This is a genomic window from Polyangium mundeleinium (assembly GCF_028369105.1).
Classification (GTDB): Bacteria; Myxococcota_A; Polyangia; order Polyangiales; family Polyangiaceae; genus Polyangium; species Polyangium mundeleinium.
Map to the genome: position 1 here is coordinate 7806970 of NZ_JAQNDO010000001.1, position 15104 is coordinate 7822073.

Sequence of the window (15104 nt, forward strand, 5' to 3'; positions counted from 1 at the left end):
GATCACGAACCGGGCCTTTTTGGGTCCCTTTGGTTCCCGCTCGCAGCCCGAGGCGAGGACGAGGGACGTGAAGAGAAACGAGCGACGTGTGAAGAAAGGCCCATCGAGCGACATATCCTTGTGACCTCCGGGCGGCCCTCCGCGCGCCCCTCAAGTGTTTTTCTGCGCCACCGCCGCGACAATCACGATGGCGCCCGTGAGCATCAGTCGGCTCGCCTCCGGCACGGCATTGATGCTGAGGATCTTGTCGAGGTACCCGATGGTCAGCACGCCGAGCAGCGTGAGTCCCATGCCCCCGCGGCCGCCTTTGAGGCTCGTGCCGCCGATGACGACCATTGCAATCGCCGTGAGCTCGTAGGTGACGCCGGCCTCGGGGTCGCCCTGCTGCTCCTGCGCGGCCTGGCAAATGCCCGCGGCGGCCGCGCAGACGCCGGAGATCACGTAGGCGAGGATCTTCGTGGCGCGCACGGGGACCCCGGACAATCGCGCGGCCTCCTCGTTCCCCCCGACGGCATAAAGGTACCGGCCGAGCCGATGGCGGGCGCACACGACGCCCACGATCGCGGCGATGGCGAGGAAGACCAGCGTGACGGCGGCGACGTGGCCGCCGAGGACCTGGGCGTCGAGCGCGCGAAAGAGCGGCGGGACCTCGACGTACCGGAGGACGCCGTCCGGTCCGGGGACGGCCGTCGCGACCTTCGTGCCTCCGCTCGTCGTCTTCGCGAGGCCACGGGCGAAGACCATCATCGCAAGCGTCGCGACGAAGGGCTGCACCCGGGCAAACGCGACGACGGAGCCCGAAGCCGCCCCGCACGCGGCGCCCATCCCGAGCACGAGGAGCACGGAGAGCCACGCCGGCTCGCCCGCGTGAATGCTGAGTTTCGCGGCGACGACGGCCGAGAGGCCGAGCACGCTGCCGACGGAGAGATCGATCCCGCCCGCGAGGATCACGGGGAGCAGGCCACAAGCGAGGATGCCGACGACCGAGGCCTGCCGGAGCGCGCCCTGGTGCGTGCCGAGGCGGAAGAAGGCGCCTTCCGCGGGGAAGAGGACGCCGAGGGCGAGGACGAGCGCGAGCGAGAACAGGGCACGCGCGAGGGAGGCGTGGTGCCACGCACCGGGTTTTCCGGGCGAACGCGGGGCGGGCGTTTCGAGGCTTTGGGGGGTTTCGCTCATGCGCGCGCCTCGTCGTGGCCCATGGCGAGGGCGAGCAGCGCGGCCGGGGTCGCTTCGGCCCGCGCCACGTCGGCCGCGATCCGGCCTCGTCGGAGCACGAGGACGCGGTCCGCGAGCGCGGCAATCTCGCGCGCGTCCGAGCCCGCCACGAGGACGGCCGCGCCCGCGGCGGCGAGCGCGCGGAGCTTTGCGTGAATCTCGGCCTTCGCGCCGATGTCGACGCCGCGCGTGGGTTCGTCGCAAAGCAGGACGCGGGGCGCTTCGAGCAGCCATTTCCCGAGCACGACCTTTTGCTGGTTGCCGCCCGAGAGCGTGGCCGCGTCCATGGCGAGGGCCTCGGGCCGGAGGCCCACGTCCGCCGCCATCGCGAGGGCCGCGCGGCGCTCGCGCGCCGGGCGCAGCCATCCGAGCGGCGAGAGCGCAGGGAGCTTGACGAGGGTCCCATTGTGCTCGGCCGTCATGCCAGGCACGAGGCCCATGGTTTTCCGGTCCGCGGGGACGAACGCGACGCCGAGCGCCCTCGCCTCGCGCGGGGATCCCATCCGCACGGGCACGGACGAGAGCCGCACCACTTTCGCCCGCGCGCGCGCGCCGAGCGCCCCCGAGAGCCCGAGCAAGAGCTCACTCGCGCCCGCGCCCGAGAGCCCAAAGAGCCCGACGATCTCGCCCGCGAACACCACGAACGAGGCCCGATCGACGAGGGGCCTTTCGCCGTCGGTCGAATCCACGGAAAACGCCTCGACCGCGAGCCGCTCTTCACGCGTCGACGGTGAAACCGGCAACCCCTCGGCCGGCGCATGCCGCGGTCCGAGCATCCAAGCGACGACCTGATCGAGCGGGACCTCGCCCACCCGCGCGGAGCCAACGACACGGCCGTCGCGCAGGACCGTGAGTCGATCGGCAATCCGCTCGATCTCTTCCATGCGATGCGAGACATACACGAGGGCGACGCCGCGCGCGCGGAGGCCGGCGATGAGCTCGAAGAGCCGATCGATCGCAGGCCCCGCGAGCGAGCTCGTCGGCTCGTCCATGATGAGCACCCGCGCGCCACGGCCGAGGGCCCGCGCGACTTCAACGAGCTGCCGCTCGGGGAGCGAGAGGCGCTCGACGAGCATGTCGGGGTCGAGATCGAGGCCGACCTCGGCAAGAATCCGCGCGGCGCGGGCGCGCTCTTGCCGGCGGTCGATGAAGCCAAACCGACCGAGCGGTCGCTCGACGAAGAGGTTTTCCGCGATCGAGAGCGCCGGCAGGAGCGAGAGCTCCTGATGAATGACGGCGATCCCGAGCGCGCCCGCGTGCGCCGGGGAGCGGGGACGAGCGGGCCGGCCGTCGAGGGAAATCGAGCCTCCGTGGTCCGTGTACACACCGGCGAGGATCTTGAGCAGCGTGCTCTTGCCCGCGCCATTCTCCCCGAGGAGCGCGTGGACTTCGCCTGCGTGGAGGTCGAGCGAGACCCCGTCGAGGACGGTGGCCCGGCCAAATCGCTTGGAGATGTGCTCCATGCGGACGACGGGGGCGGAAGCTCGATCGGGCTCAGCCATACGGACGTGGGAAGGGTAGTGCGAGGTGGAGCGGTACGGAAGGGGCGAAGGGCACGGCGCGGCGAGGACGCTGCAATGCCCAGGGCGGTATGCCGACCGAGGAAGCGAGACGGGGGGAGGATCGGGTCCGCGACGCAAGGTCGTACGACCTGAGGGGAGACCCTTGCCAATGCTGCACGTGCATTGCGACGTCTGCGTGCATCCGGCCGACGGAGAAACGCGAGCGAGGCCGCGAGGCGCAGTGGGGGGATTGACGTGCTCCGTGCGGACGTGTAAGGGAAGTGCGCGTAGAAATCGAATGGCTTGTGAACGTGGGGGTCTGAAATGCTTTCTACGCCCAAGCGCCTGCTCTTGGCTGCGCTGCTCGTGCACGCGGCTTTACATCTCCCGGCGGCCTTCACGCGGCAGCACATGGAATTCGACGATGCTTGTAGCTACGTCGAGGCAGCCGGTCACCAGGGGGACTACGCGCGCACCGTTCCTCAGGGGCTCCCGCCCGCGGGATCCTGGGTGCCGGCGGCCACGTGGAAGCAAATGCTCACGCCGGACGAGCCGCTCGTGTTCCGCACGATCGCCGAGGATCTCGGTCGTTATGACATTCATCCGCCGCTCTATTTCTGGCTTCTGCACCTTGGATTGCTCGGGGCCGGGTTTCATCTGTGGGTGGGGCCGCTCGTCAACCTCGGGTTCGACATCCTTTCCATCTTCGCACTGTACGCATTGGCCCGCCGCGTCCTCGGCGACGAAAGGAAGGCCGGGCTCGCGGCGCTGTTGTGGAGCGTGAGCCCAGGCCCTCTTCTGGCCGCTCTCGAGGCGCGGCAATACAGTCTTTTCGCTTTGGTCAGCATTTTGTTCGTCAGGAGCGTGCTCGATTTTCTCGAGGACGGCGCGCGGCTACGTCCTCGCTCGGCCTTGTGGCTCTGCTTCGTGACGTGGCTCGGGTTGCTCACGCAGTACCAGTTCGCGATCCTCGTCGGCGCGGCAGGCGTCCTGCTCGTCCTGAAGCAAGCGAGGCGGGACCCGAGACGCCTCGCCGTGGCGCTCGGCGCGCTCGCGGCAGGCGCCGCGCTGATGCTGCCGATGCACGAGCTCGTGCTCGCGTCCTTCCAACAGCAGCAACGCCAGCTCCTTCCCTTCGATTGGAACGCGCTGTTCGTGCGAATCACCAGCGTGTTCGCCGCGCCGAGCACGTTCTTCGTCATGGGTTTGGCCCAGCAGGTCCTTTGGGTGGCGGCCGCATCGGCGGGCTTGGTCGGGCTGCGGCGTTCGCTGCGGCGGCGAAACGAGACGTTTCGCGCGGCGTTCTCCCGCCTCGAACCGCCGGTGCAGCATGTCTTTCTGCTGCTGTCCGTCTCGCTCGGAGTCGCCACGATCGCCTTCCTCGGCTTTCGAACGCCGGCCTGGGTGATGCAAGGGAAATACCTCGCCTGGGCGCATCCCATGATCGCCTGCTTGCTCGTTCGCGCCCTTCACGCGTTCCAGCCGTCGTCGATACGGCGGTTTTTGTATCTCGTGGGGCTGATTCTCCTGGGCAATGCCCTCTGGCTCGACGGGCAGCGCATCCGGCAGGCCCATAGGATCGCCGAGGCCCGGCGCAACGTCGCGAGCGTGGATCGGGTCGTCTTCGATTCGGGCTCGCGTGGGCTTTTTTTCCCTGCGATGTTGCAATTGCCTGACGACACGCTCGTCTTTGCGGCCCCGGCGAAGGTGCTGCTGGATGCGCCGGAGCGCTGGCTGCCGGAGCTCTCGGAGCGTTCCCTCTGGATCCACGACCCTGGCGGCGCAGCGATGATGACCCCAGCGCGCATGGAGGGGTTGCTCCAGGGTCGACTCGGCTTCGCCCCGAAGGAGGGGCCGTTATGGCCCCGCCAAGTGGCCTATCCCTTTGGTCCGCCCCCGGCGCGAAAGGCGCAGCAGGAGCCGTAGGGGTGCGGGGCCAAGCCCCGCGCTTCGCCTCTCAACCCTCTCGAACCGCCGCTTCCACGAGCGCGCGGCCGAGCGGCATCACGACGTCGTCCATCGCCCGGACGAAGGCAGCGCGGGCGTCCGCGCAGGGCACGTGGCCATGCGCCGCAGCCACGTCAGGCGCGAGCTGGGGCTCCGCGGGCGGCGACGGCAGGCGGCCCGCGGCGTCGCGGAACGCTCGCGCGACGGCGTCGCGCACGGGCGCCCCGCCTGCCGCAATCGCGAAGGAGACGACGCGGAACGCGAGCTCTGCGTGGCGCGCCTCGTCCTCCGCGATGCCCGCGAGCACGCGGCGCACGGCTGGATCCGACGCGCGCTCGGCCTGCTCGGCCGCGAGCACCGCCGCGAGCGTCTCGCCCACGGCGCCCTCGATCACGGTGGAGACCGCGAGCTCCACGAGGCCCTCGTCGAGCGGGAGCGAGAGCGCCTCGGGCAAACCCCGGGGCGCGACGGGCGCGCCGCGATACGCCGCCGCGAGCGAGAGCGAGAGCCGCGCATGCCGCACCTCGTCGAGCGCGGCTTCATGTGCGGCTCGCACGAGCGACGCGTCGGCCCCGTGCGCGAGCAGCGCGAGGGCGAGGCGCGAGAATGCGGCGACCGAGGCGTGCTCGAAGAGCCCGTCGCGGATCCAGCGCTCCGCGAGCACCTCGCGCGCCTCGGCGGAGAGGCCCTCGACGTTCGGCGCGAGCGGCTCGTCGGACCAACCCCGCCGCGCAGCCTCGACGGGCGCGACCACGGGGCCATCCTCGGCGCGGAGCGGCCGGCCGACGGCGCATGCGACCTCGATCGTGGTGTCGTAACAGCAGAAGCCATTGCCGCTCGGATCGGGCTTCGGGCCAGCGTCGACCGAGTGCAGGCAGGAGCAGATGTCGAGGGTTTCCGCGATGGCGCCGTGGGCCTCGTTCGTCGAGGGGCAGGTCAAGCCTGTCGAAGGGAAGCACGCGAGGAACGACGTGAGCGTTCCAGTGCCCTCGCACGCGGGGATACCCGTGGAGCTCGACGTCGCGTCCGTCGTCGAGTTGGTGCTGCTCGTGCCACCTGCGCCGCCTGCGCCCGTGGACTCACTGTCGACGACGACCTTCGCGCCGCAGCCGACGAACGCGACAGGCGCGGCGAGCGTGATTCCGAGCGCGGCCGCGACGCGGTACGCGAGTGTTCTCCGAAAGATAAGCGAGCTGTCCATCGCCGCATGATACATGACGAGGCGCCCATGCAACGTCCTCTGCTCGTCACGATCACGTTCAGCCACTACTGCGAGAAGGCCCGGTGGACGCTTGATCACGCGGGCATCCCCTACCGCGAGTCCGGGCACCTGCCCGCGTTCCACATGCTCGCCGTGCGCCGCGCGGGCGGGCATCGCAGCGTGCCCGCGCTCATCACGGACGAGGGCGCGATCAACGACTCGACGGACATCGCGAAGTGGGCCGCTCAAAAAGCGCCCGCCGCGCAGCTCTACGGGACGAACGACGCCGAGCGCCGGGAGATCGAGGCGCTCGAGGATCACTTCGACGAGCATTTCGGGCCGCACACCCGGCGATGGATGTACTTCCACATGCTGCCGGACAAGGGCCTCGTGCTCGGCCTCTCGGCCAAGCAAAACGCGCCGGCGCTGGAGAAACGCCTGCTCCCGGTTTTCTTCCCCGTCGTCCGCCCCGCGATGCGCAAGGCCATGCGCATCACACCCGACGGCGCCGCGCGTTCGCTCCGCAAGATCGAGGCGATGTTCGCCGAGGTCGGCAAGAAGCTCGAAGACGGTCGACCCTTCCTGGTGGGCGACACGCTCACGATGGCGGACATCACGTTCGCGAGCCTCGCAGCGGTGGTCCTGGCCCCTCCGGAGTACGGCGCGCCGCTCTGCCCGATCGAGACGCTGCCGCAGGAGCCCGGCTCGCACATGCGCGCCTGGCAAGAGCTGCCCGCGGGGAAGTTCGTGGCGCGCATGTTTCGGGACCACCGAGCCCCCGCGCGCGCTTGAAGGTCGACGCCTGACCCGTCCCGCGTGACAAGCCGTACCCCCCGTACCGGCGCGCATGGTAACGTCAAAGTGCAGACGCTCGCAGGGATCCCCTTCCCGTTGACGGAGCCACGGTCCCCCCATGCCCCGCCGCTACCTCGTCCTTCGCACCGATCGCACCCAGCGCACGTTCCTCACCCGGGAGCTCGAGCAGGGCCGCCTGCGCCAGGGCTTCGGGTGGCGACGCGAGCACGATCTGCGGCTCCTGCGCGACCAGGTGCGCGCCGGAAAAAAGCTCACCGAGGAGGAAGCAAGCGTCTGGCGAAACCGGCGCCTGCTCGACACCGAGCCCGACGGTCTGAAGCCAGGCAACGTGCTGATCCTCCCGAACCTGCTCGATCAGGGTCGATGGGCCCTGGCGCGCGTGAAAGGCGGATACGAGTACGCGCCCATCGTCGCACCCGGGCGGGAGGGGCCCGATTACGGCCATATCATCGCCGTAGATCCCATCCGCACGCCCGGCGGGAAGGTCGGCAGCGTGGAGGCGGAGAACACCCACGTCGACGCAGAGCTGCGCGCCACGATGCGGAACCCATCGAGGATGTGGTCGATCGACGCACTCGGCTCCACCGTGGAAGCGCTCGTCCACGCGATCGAGTCCGGCAAGGATACGTGGACGCCCGACCCGGAGACGCAAAAAGCCGAAGGGTTCTTCACAGCCGTACGCGACGCGGCGTGGAAGCACATCCTGACGAAATACAAGGGCAACGAGCTCGCGCACCTCGTACATCACCTGTTCATGTGCATCTACGAGGGCGGGCGCGTCGAGCATTGGGGCGGAGCCGGCGAGAGGGGGACAGATCTCATCGTCTACACGCGCGATCCGCTGGGGCTCGAATACAAAGTCGCCGTCCAGATCAAGCAAAACGACGGGCTGCTCGACGACGAGCGGACGCTCGGCCAGATCGAGCAAGCCAAGGAGCTGCACAAGATCGACGCAGGCGTGATCGTGACGACCGCCGAGGTGACGAGCAGCGCATTCGAGGAAAAGTGCGCCGCCCTCGAAGGCCGTCTCGGCATCGACATTCGCGTGATCGGAAGAGGCGAGCTCATCGAGCTCGTGATGAAGTACCTCGGCAAAGCCCGAATGACCGTCCGCGAGGCGCTCATCGACCTCCTGCGCGCAAGCACACCCACCCCCGAACCACGGGAGCACACGGCCGTCACCGATCGCATCTACGACGAGCTGCAACGTCTCCCCGAGCTCGAACGGCAAATCGCCGGGACCAAGGTCGCCCACCAGAACCGCGGCAGCGGCGCTCATTTGATCCGGGTCGAACTACCCCAGGAAATGATCGGCGCCGTCGTCGAGCCCATCGCCCAAAGCATCGTCTCCTGTCTACGGCGCATGGTCCCAAGCGCAAAATGCCAGCGAGGCAAACCAAGCGGCAGCGGCGGCAGCGGCACGAAATGGATGGTCGTGGATACTCTGCTCGAGCTTGCTTGATGGGAGAGGCGCCGCGCTGGGGCTTTGCCCCAGGCCCCACCCGGGGCTGTCCGCCCCGGGACCCGGACCAGCGCAAGCGCTGGACGCGGGGTCGATGAACTGCGCTCCGCGCAGTTCATCGAACAGCCAGGGTCAAGACCCGTGACGACCTTGCCAACCACCACGGCAGCGCCGCAGGTTCAGCCGGCAGCGTGCCCGCTGCCAGCTTGAGACGCACCTCCATGGTCTTGCCACGGGCCCGTTGGAAGAACTGCGCACCGCGCAGTTCTTCCAGCCTCGGTCCAGGCCGTGCCTGGTCCGGGGTCGAGGGGGCGGACAGCCCCCCGCGGGGTCCGGGGCAGCGCCCCGGCGCGACGCCCTGACGCCCGGCGCGACGCCCTGGTGAGGCGGAGAACCCCTCTTCGACATCGACGTAGCGCATCGCGGCGAACCTCCCGTTCCGGAAATTCCCTGATCGGGTATCCTCCGTTTCGCCATGCCTCTGCCTTCTGCCCGAGAGCACGCCGCACGTCGCGTCGGCAGAACGCTCCGGGACAAGTACCGCATCGAGCGTGTGCTTGGGGTGGGTGGCATGGCGACGGTGTATCTCGCGGTGCATCGCAACGGGCACCGGGTTGCCGTCAAGATCCTTCACCCGGAGCTTTCTGCCAGCGTTACCCAGCGCGACCGCTTTGTCCGTGAGGGGTACGTTGCGAACTCGATCGAGCACCCGGGTGCGGTGCGCGTCCTTGATGATGACGTCTCGGATGACGGCTGCCCGTTCCTCGTGATGGAGCTGCTCGAGGGCGAGACCCTCGACCAGCGCCGCAGACGTGCTGGCGGCAAGATTGCTTGCCGCGAGGTCCTCGTCATCGGCCATGCGCTCTGTGATGCGCTTGCGGCTGCTCATGACAAGGGCATCGTGCATCGCGACATCAAGCCGGAGAACGTGTTCATCACGTCGGACGGCGCCTTGAAGATCCTCGACTTCGGCATCGCGCGTGTCGCCGACGAGGAAGGCGGGCCCGGCGGCGTCGCTGGCACCCCTGCGTACATGCCGCCTGAGCAGGCCCTTGGGGATCGGGGCGCCATCGACGCGCGCACCGACCTTTGGGCTGCGGGCGCGACGATGTTCACGCTCCTCACGGGCAGGCTCGTGCATGACGCGAGCCGCGCGACCGAGCTCCTCGCGAGCACGGCGACCAAGCCTGCGCCGCGCCTCGTCGACGTCGCGCCCGATGCCCCGCGCGACGTCGCCCGCGTCATTGACCAGGCCCTCGCTTACTCGCGCCACGACAGGTTCGAGGATGCGCGCGAGATGCGGGATGCGATTGGCTCTGCCCACATCGCGGTCTTCGGCGAGCCCCTCTCCGTCGTCCCTCGCCACAGCGGCAGCGCCCTCGCTTTTGCGCCTTCGTCGTCGGGGCGCATCTCGCTCCAGCCTGCTTCGGGGCGTGTTGTTGCCTCGCGGCCGCGGGCAGAGCTCGTCGAGACTGTGCTCGACGTGCCCCCTGGACACGAAGGCACGCCGCGCCCGCCCTCGCTTGCGCCGGCGGCTGCGCCTGTGGACGGCGCGCCGCAGAACACGGTGAGCGAGCCTCTCTCGTCGAGTCCGACCGAGGAGCACCCTTCCCGGGCGCGCGCCCTGCTCATGATGTCGGCGGGCCTCGGCATGCTCGCCACCCTGCTCGTCCTCTTCGTGGCGCGGGCGAGCCGCACCGCGCCGACCGACGTCCCGCCGCCCCCGCCGACGCCGCGGAACACGTGCGTGACGAACGCCGACTGCACGGCCCCGGGGGATGACAGGCACGCCATCTGCCGCAAGGATCGCGGCGCCTGCGTCACGCTCGAGACCGATCAATGCCGCGTCCTCGCCGACGCGGGTGACATCCAGAACGACGGCACGATCTGGATCGGCGCGATGTACCCGCACGACGAGAAAAAGGGCACGACGTACGGCCGGCAAGCCGCGCGCGCCGTGGACCTCGCCCGCCGCGATTTTGCGAGCCTCACCGGCGGCCTGCCACCCGTGAGTGGTGCGGGGAAACCACGCCCGATCGGGATCGTCCTCTGCGACGACACCGAGGCGGCCGAGCGCGCGGCGTCCCACCTCGTCGACGACGTTGGTGTCCCCGCGGTCCTCGGCTTTGCGCGCAGCAAGGAGGTCCTCGACCTCGCGCGAGCGTACTTCTTGCCGAAGGGCGTGCTCGCGCTCGCCTCGAACACCGCCTCGATGCTCACGGACATCGCGCATGCGCCGGACGATCCGCGCCTCGTCTTGCGCGTGACCACGAGCGCGACCATGTCGACGGGCGCGAAGGCCGCGTTCCTCGAGAACGTGCTCGAACCGGAGATCCGCAAGCGCCCCGGGCTCCGACCAGGCGAACCGCTGCGCGTGGCCATCGTCCGCGTGGACAATGCCTCCGGCATGAGCCACGCGGACCAGCTCGTCTCGGTGTTGCGCTGGAACGGCAAGAGCGCCGCCGAGAACGGCGACGATCTGCGCCAGTTCGTGGTGAAGGACGAGCTCGCCGGTGCGCAGACCGATGAAGCGGTCGCGCCCTTGATCACGTCGATCGGCGCCTTCGCGCCGCACGTCGTCTTCGAGGCCGGCGCGGGCGCGCAGTTCCTCGTCGAGCTCGAACGGCGCTGGCCGAAGAACCGCCTCTTCCGGCCGCATTACGTCATGTCGGGCTCGCTCGCGTCCGACGACTTCTTCAAGCTCGTCTCCGAGCGCCCCGACGCCTCGCGCCGGCTGCTCAGCATCGACGCCGCGGTGAACCCCGCGCTTGCGAAGTTCGTCGTGCACCACAACGAGATCTTCCCGGACAAGGTCACCCCGTACGACTCGACGAGCGCCCCGTACGACGCGTTTTACGCCGTCGCGTACGCTGCGCTCGCGCTCGGCGACGAGCCGATCACGGGCCGCGGGCTCGCGCGCGCCGTGCGCCGCCTCGTGCCCCCGGGCGAGCCGGTCGAGGTCGGCCAGGGCGGGATCTACTCGGCGATCAAGGTCCTGCGCGGCGGTAAAAATATCGACCTCGCGGGCTCGCAGACCTCGCTCGACTTCAACCCGGAGACCGGCGACGCCACGGTCGATTTCGCCGTGTATTGCCTCGATCCGAAGCGCCGCGTCGCGGCCGAATCGGGCCTCGTCTACCGCGCGAAGACCGGCAAGCTCGAAGGCGCGATGCGCTGTCCCTGACGGATGCGGCAAGCCGTTGCGCGTGCGGGCCGAGTGCGGATACCGTGCGGATCCCCCCGCGCCATGCGAACGCCCGCCGCCCTCCTCGCCTCGGTCCCTTCGGCCCTCGCCCTCACGCTCGCGCTCTTTACGGGCGACGCGCACGCGCAAACGGAGGCGTGGTCGGATCCGGATCCGAAGGGCCAGGGGACGCGGTATGCGCTCGACAAGTTCGGCTTCCGCGCCGGCGCCGAGTACCGCGCGAACCTGCTCTACGTGAACCCGATCGCGCTGAACAGCGAGTCGAACCGGCGCGTGAGCTGGATCGAGCACCGCCTGCGCCTCGACGTCGGCGTCGACTACCTCGACAAGGTGCGCCTCTACGCCTCGGCCGACATGCTCGACGGCGTGCTCTGGGGCGACAACGGCACGCTCGCCTCCGGCCCCAAGCCGAACTTCGGGACGAACATCAACGCGCGCAGCCCCAACGTCACCACGCCCTGCGTGGGCCTGCGCGGCACCGACCCTTTGAACGCCGAAGACTACGGCTACACGCTCTGCTCGCAGGAGCAGATCCGGTTCCGCAAGGCCTACGGCGACGTCGTGCTCCCGATCGGCCTGCTCCGCGTGGGCCGCCAGTCCGCGAACAGCGGCACCGGCATCCAGGCCGCGGACGGCGATGGACGGCCGAACCGCTTCGGCTTCAGCCGCCAGGGCAACCTCGTCGACCGTGTCCTCTTCGCGACGAAGCCCCTCGAAGCCTTCAAGCCCAAGGAAGAGCGCGACACCTCGGAGAACCGCGGGCTCATCCTCGCCCTCGCCTACGATCGCTGGGTCACCGACAGCGTGCAGCTCTTCGCCGACGACGTGCAGCAGTTCGACGTGGCCGTGCGTTTCCTCGCGCCGAAGCTCGGCCCCGCCCGCGACCTCTTCCTCGGCACGTACTACGTGCATCGCTGGGACGACGCGAACAGCTCCAGCATCAACAGCTTCGGCCTGAAGGCGATGTCCCGCTTCGGCGACTTCCACATCACCGCCGAGGCCGCGATGAACGTCGGATCGACCCGCGAGATCGCCCAGGCGAACAGTTACATCTCGAACGATCCCGTCGTCGATCAGCGCATCCTGCAAGGCGGCGCGCGTGCCGTCGTGCGCTACGACCGGCCCCTTTACACCGCGTACCTCGAGTTCGATTACGCCTCGGGTGACGCCGATCCGAACAACCGCACGCCGCTCACGCAGTTCGTCTTCGCCGAGGACGCGAACGTGGGCCTCTTGCTCTTCGAGCACGTCGTCGCGTTCCAGACCGCGCGCGTCGCGGCCGCGGGCACCGAGCTCTTGAACCGCCTCGGCGCCCCGAGTTTTCCCTCGGACTCGGTCTACAACCGCGGCGCCTTCACGAACGCGCTCGCGCTCTTCCCGCAGTTCGACATCCGCCCCGTCCGCGGCCTCACGCTGCGCGGCGGCGTGCTCTTCGCGTTCGCGGCCTCGCCCGTCGTCGATCCGGTCAACTCGCTCCTCGCCCGCGACGGCCTCACGATCGAGGACGACCTCGTGAACTTCGCCGGCGGCAAGCCCGGTCGTTACTGGGGCACCGAGCTCGACGGGCGCATCTCCTACCGCTACCTCGATCACTTCCTCTTCGACCTCGAGGGCGCGGTGCTCTTCCCTGGCGACGCTCTGCGAAACGAGGACGGCTACGCCGTGCGCAGCGTCCTCGTCCAGGGCCGCACCACGTTTTTCTTCTAGGTCTCGCGGAGCACGGACATGCGACGTCTTCCTCTCTCGCTCCTCTTGCTCTCCCTCGCGGCCCCGCTCGGCGCTGGCTGCGAGCTCTACGATGGCCCCCCGCAGCCGCGTATCGTCGGCGCCGAGGACGGCGTGCTCGAAGACGCGTCGGCGCCGATCGTCCTCGCCTTCTCCGAGCCCGTGGATCCCACGACGCTCCACGTCTCGATCATCCGCCTCGAGACCGACGTCGAGGGCAACCTCCTCGACGAGGACGACGATCCCGAGAGCACGCCCGACGAGTTCTTCTCGTTCACGACGAGCCTCACGTCGGGCGGCACGGCCGAGCTCGTGGACGGCAACGCGACGCTCGTGATCAAGCCGAGCGCGCCGCTGCCCGTGGGCCCGAAGCTCGCGCTCGTGATCGAGTCGGGCCTCGCGGATGTCGAGGGCCACGTCACGAAGACCCGCAAGCGCCTGCTCTTCGGCTACGCGTTCAAGCTCGAGTGCGACAAACCCTCGACGATCTTCCCGACGGGAAAGTACTTCCTGCTCGCGGACATCGAGAAGCCGCTGCAGACGCAGGTCCAGCTCTGGGCCGCGTTTTACGTCGATCCGGAGACGGGGCGCGTGCGCGGGCAGGCCACGAACGCCGATCGCGACAAGACCCAGGTTTGTCCGATGTCGTGCGCGACCGGCGAAGTCTGCCGGCTCCTGCCCGTGCCCCAGTGCGTCGCGCAATCCGAGCGCGCGGGCACGGTGGACGAGCACTCGGATTACGTGCCGTATGGCACGCCGCCGACCGGATACTCGTTCACGATCGAGGGCTGCGCCGTGGACCAGCCCGGCGGCAAGGTCGTGTTCGCCACGGCGCCGACGGACATCGTCGTGCAGATCCCGCCGGTGACGCTGCGCAACGTGACGCTCACGGCCGAGTTCGCCCCGGACGCGAACGGCGTGCTGCGCGGCACGGGCACGCTGGCGGCGGACACGGTGCTCCTCGGCACGACGACGAGCGGCAAGGGCGAAGGGAACATCGTCGGTCGGATCGTCGCTGCGGACGAGGCGCCGCCGGGCATCCCGGATCCGCCGCCGGCGCCGTAGAGCATCGAACCGGACGGTGGCCGATTCGTGACACGGGAGCGGGCGGCTTCGCGGCGGAAATTTGGTAAAACCGAGACCATGACCACGACGACCTTCGAAGCTCCCGAGGCACCGGCGAAACCGACGAGCGCGGCCGCGCTGCCGCCGATGAACCGCTGCATCGACATGCCGCGCTTCGAGCTCGGCGAGCGGCTGACGCCGGAGCAGATCGAGTTCCTCGACACGTTCGGGTTCATCCGCTTCAAGAGCTTCCTGCCGCGCGCCGAGGTCGCCAAGCTCGTCGAGGAGGTCGAGGCCATCGACGCGCGCCTCGTCGCCGAGGGGCGGACGGTCATCAACGGCGTGCCGCTCATCCTCGGCAAGCGAAAGGACGGCCGCGGCTTCGTGCAGCGCATGTGCTTCTCGTCGACCTTCGGCGAGCGGCTCCACGCGTTCCTGCAGGATCCTCGCTTCAAGGCGATCCTGGAGATCGCGGGGCCCGGGTATCGGATCGGCGAGCGGGAGCGGGACGGGCTCGTCATCAACCATTACCGCCGCGAGGAGGGGTCGAGCTACAAGCGGCTCGGCTGGCATACGGACAGCCTGCGGGATCTCTTCTATTTCGAGATGCCGCGGCGGTACCTGAACGTCGGGTTTTACCTGGACGACTCGCCCATCGAGAAGGGCGGGGTGCGGCTGATTCCGTTCTCGCACCAGCAGGGGCTCTGGCCGATGCTGACGCGGAAGGCGCATTTCATGGATACGGACGCGGATCCGGCCGAGTATGCGCTCGTGGCCGAGGCGGGGGATCTGACGATCCACGACGGCCGCATCTGGCATCGGGTCGCGGAGGCGAGCGCGACGGGCGACGCGAGCCAGCGGCGCGTGATGTACGTGCCCCTGATGGAGGGGCCGGAGAAGCTGAAGGACGAGAACAGCCCGACGCCGGTGTACTTCCGGCTCCGGCGATTCGCGCGGTTCTGAGGC

At 69.3% G+C, this 15104-nt stretch carries 10 protein-coding genes; 7 read left to right on the top strand and 3 right to left on the bottom strand.

What is annotated here, in order from left to right; genetic code table 11:
- Window positions 1-150: 150 nt before the first annotated feature.
- Window positions 151-1176: an ABC transporter permease gene (locus POL67_RS31090; RefSeq protein WP_271923722.1), complete on the bottom strand. Its 1026-nt coding sequence runs from the start codon at window positions 1174-1176 to the stop codon at window positions 151-153.
- A complete protein-coding gene (locus POL67_RS31095) occupies window positions 1173-2678 on the bottom strand; it encodes a sugar ABC transporter ATP-binding protein (RefSeq protein ID WP_271923724.1) in 1506 nt (501 codons plus the stop codon). The genes POL67_RS31090 and POL67_RS31095 overlap by 4 nt, the downstream gene beginning before the upstream one ends.
- 363 nt (window positions 2679-3041) lie before the next feature.
- Between POL67_RS31095 and POL67_RS31100 the strand changes: the two genes are divergently transcribed.
- Window positions 3042-4643, top strand: a complete 1602-nt coding sequence (locus POL67_RS31100; protein WP_271923727.1) for a glycosyltransferase family 39 protein — start codon at window positions 3042-3044, stop codon at window positions 4641-4643.
- A gap of 31 nt (window positions 4644-4674) precedes the next feature.
- On the opposite strand, the gene POL67_RS31105 is transcribed toward POL67_RS31100, so the two are convergent.
- Window positions 4675-5865 (bottom strand): ferritin-like domain-containing protein, encoded by a 1191-nt coding sequence (locus POL67_RS31105; RefSeq protein ID WP_271923729.1) that lies wholly within the window; start codon window positions 5863-5865, stop codon window positions 4675-4677.
- 27 nt (window positions 5866-5892) lie between these two features.
- On the opposite strand from POL67_RS31105, the gene POL67_RS31110 reads away from it, so the two are divergent.
- From POL67_RS31110 to POL67_RS31135, 6 genes are all read left to right on the top strand, one after another.
- Window positions 5893-6657: a glutathione S-transferase family protein gene (locus POL67_RS31110; RefSeq protein WP_271923731.1), complete on the top strand. Its 765-nt coding sequence runs from the start codon at window positions 5893-5895 to the stop codon at window positions 6655-6657.
- 121 nt (window positions 6658-6778) lie between these two features.
- On the top strand, window positions 6779-8143 hold the full coding sequence (locus POL67_RS31115; RefSeq protein WP_271923733.1) for a restriction endonuclease: 1365 nt from the start codon (window positions 6779-6781) through the stop codon (window positions 8141-8143).
- A 571-nt stretch (window positions 8144-8714) separates the two neighbouring features.
- Complete coding sequence (locus POL67_RS31120; RefSeq protein ID WP_271930916.1) at window positions 8715-11327, top strand: bifunctional serine/threonine-protein kinase/ABC transporter substrate-binding protein; 2613 nt, start codon at window positions 8715-8717, stop codon at window positions 11325-11327.
- 63 nt (window positions 11328-11390) lie between these two features.
- Entirely contained in the window at window positions 11391-13055 is a 1665-nt protein-coding gene (locus POL67_RS31125; protein WP_271923735.1) for a hypothetical protein, read from the top strand.
- An 18-nt stretch (window positions 13056-13073) separates the two neighbouring features.
- Window positions 13074-14138 (top strand): hypothetical protein, encoded by a 1065-nt coding sequence (locus tag POL67_RS31130; RefSeq protein WP_271923737.1) that lies wholly within the window; start codon window positions 13074-13076, stop codon window positions 14136-14138.
- Window positions 14139-14216: 78 nt separating this feature from the next.
- Entirely contained in the window at window positions 14217-15101 is an 885-nt protein-coding gene (locus tag POL67_RS31135; RefSeq protein ID WP_271923739.1) for a phytanoyl-CoA dioxygenase family protein, read from the top strand.
- The last annotated feature ends 3 nt before the right edge of the window (window positions 15102-15104 follow it).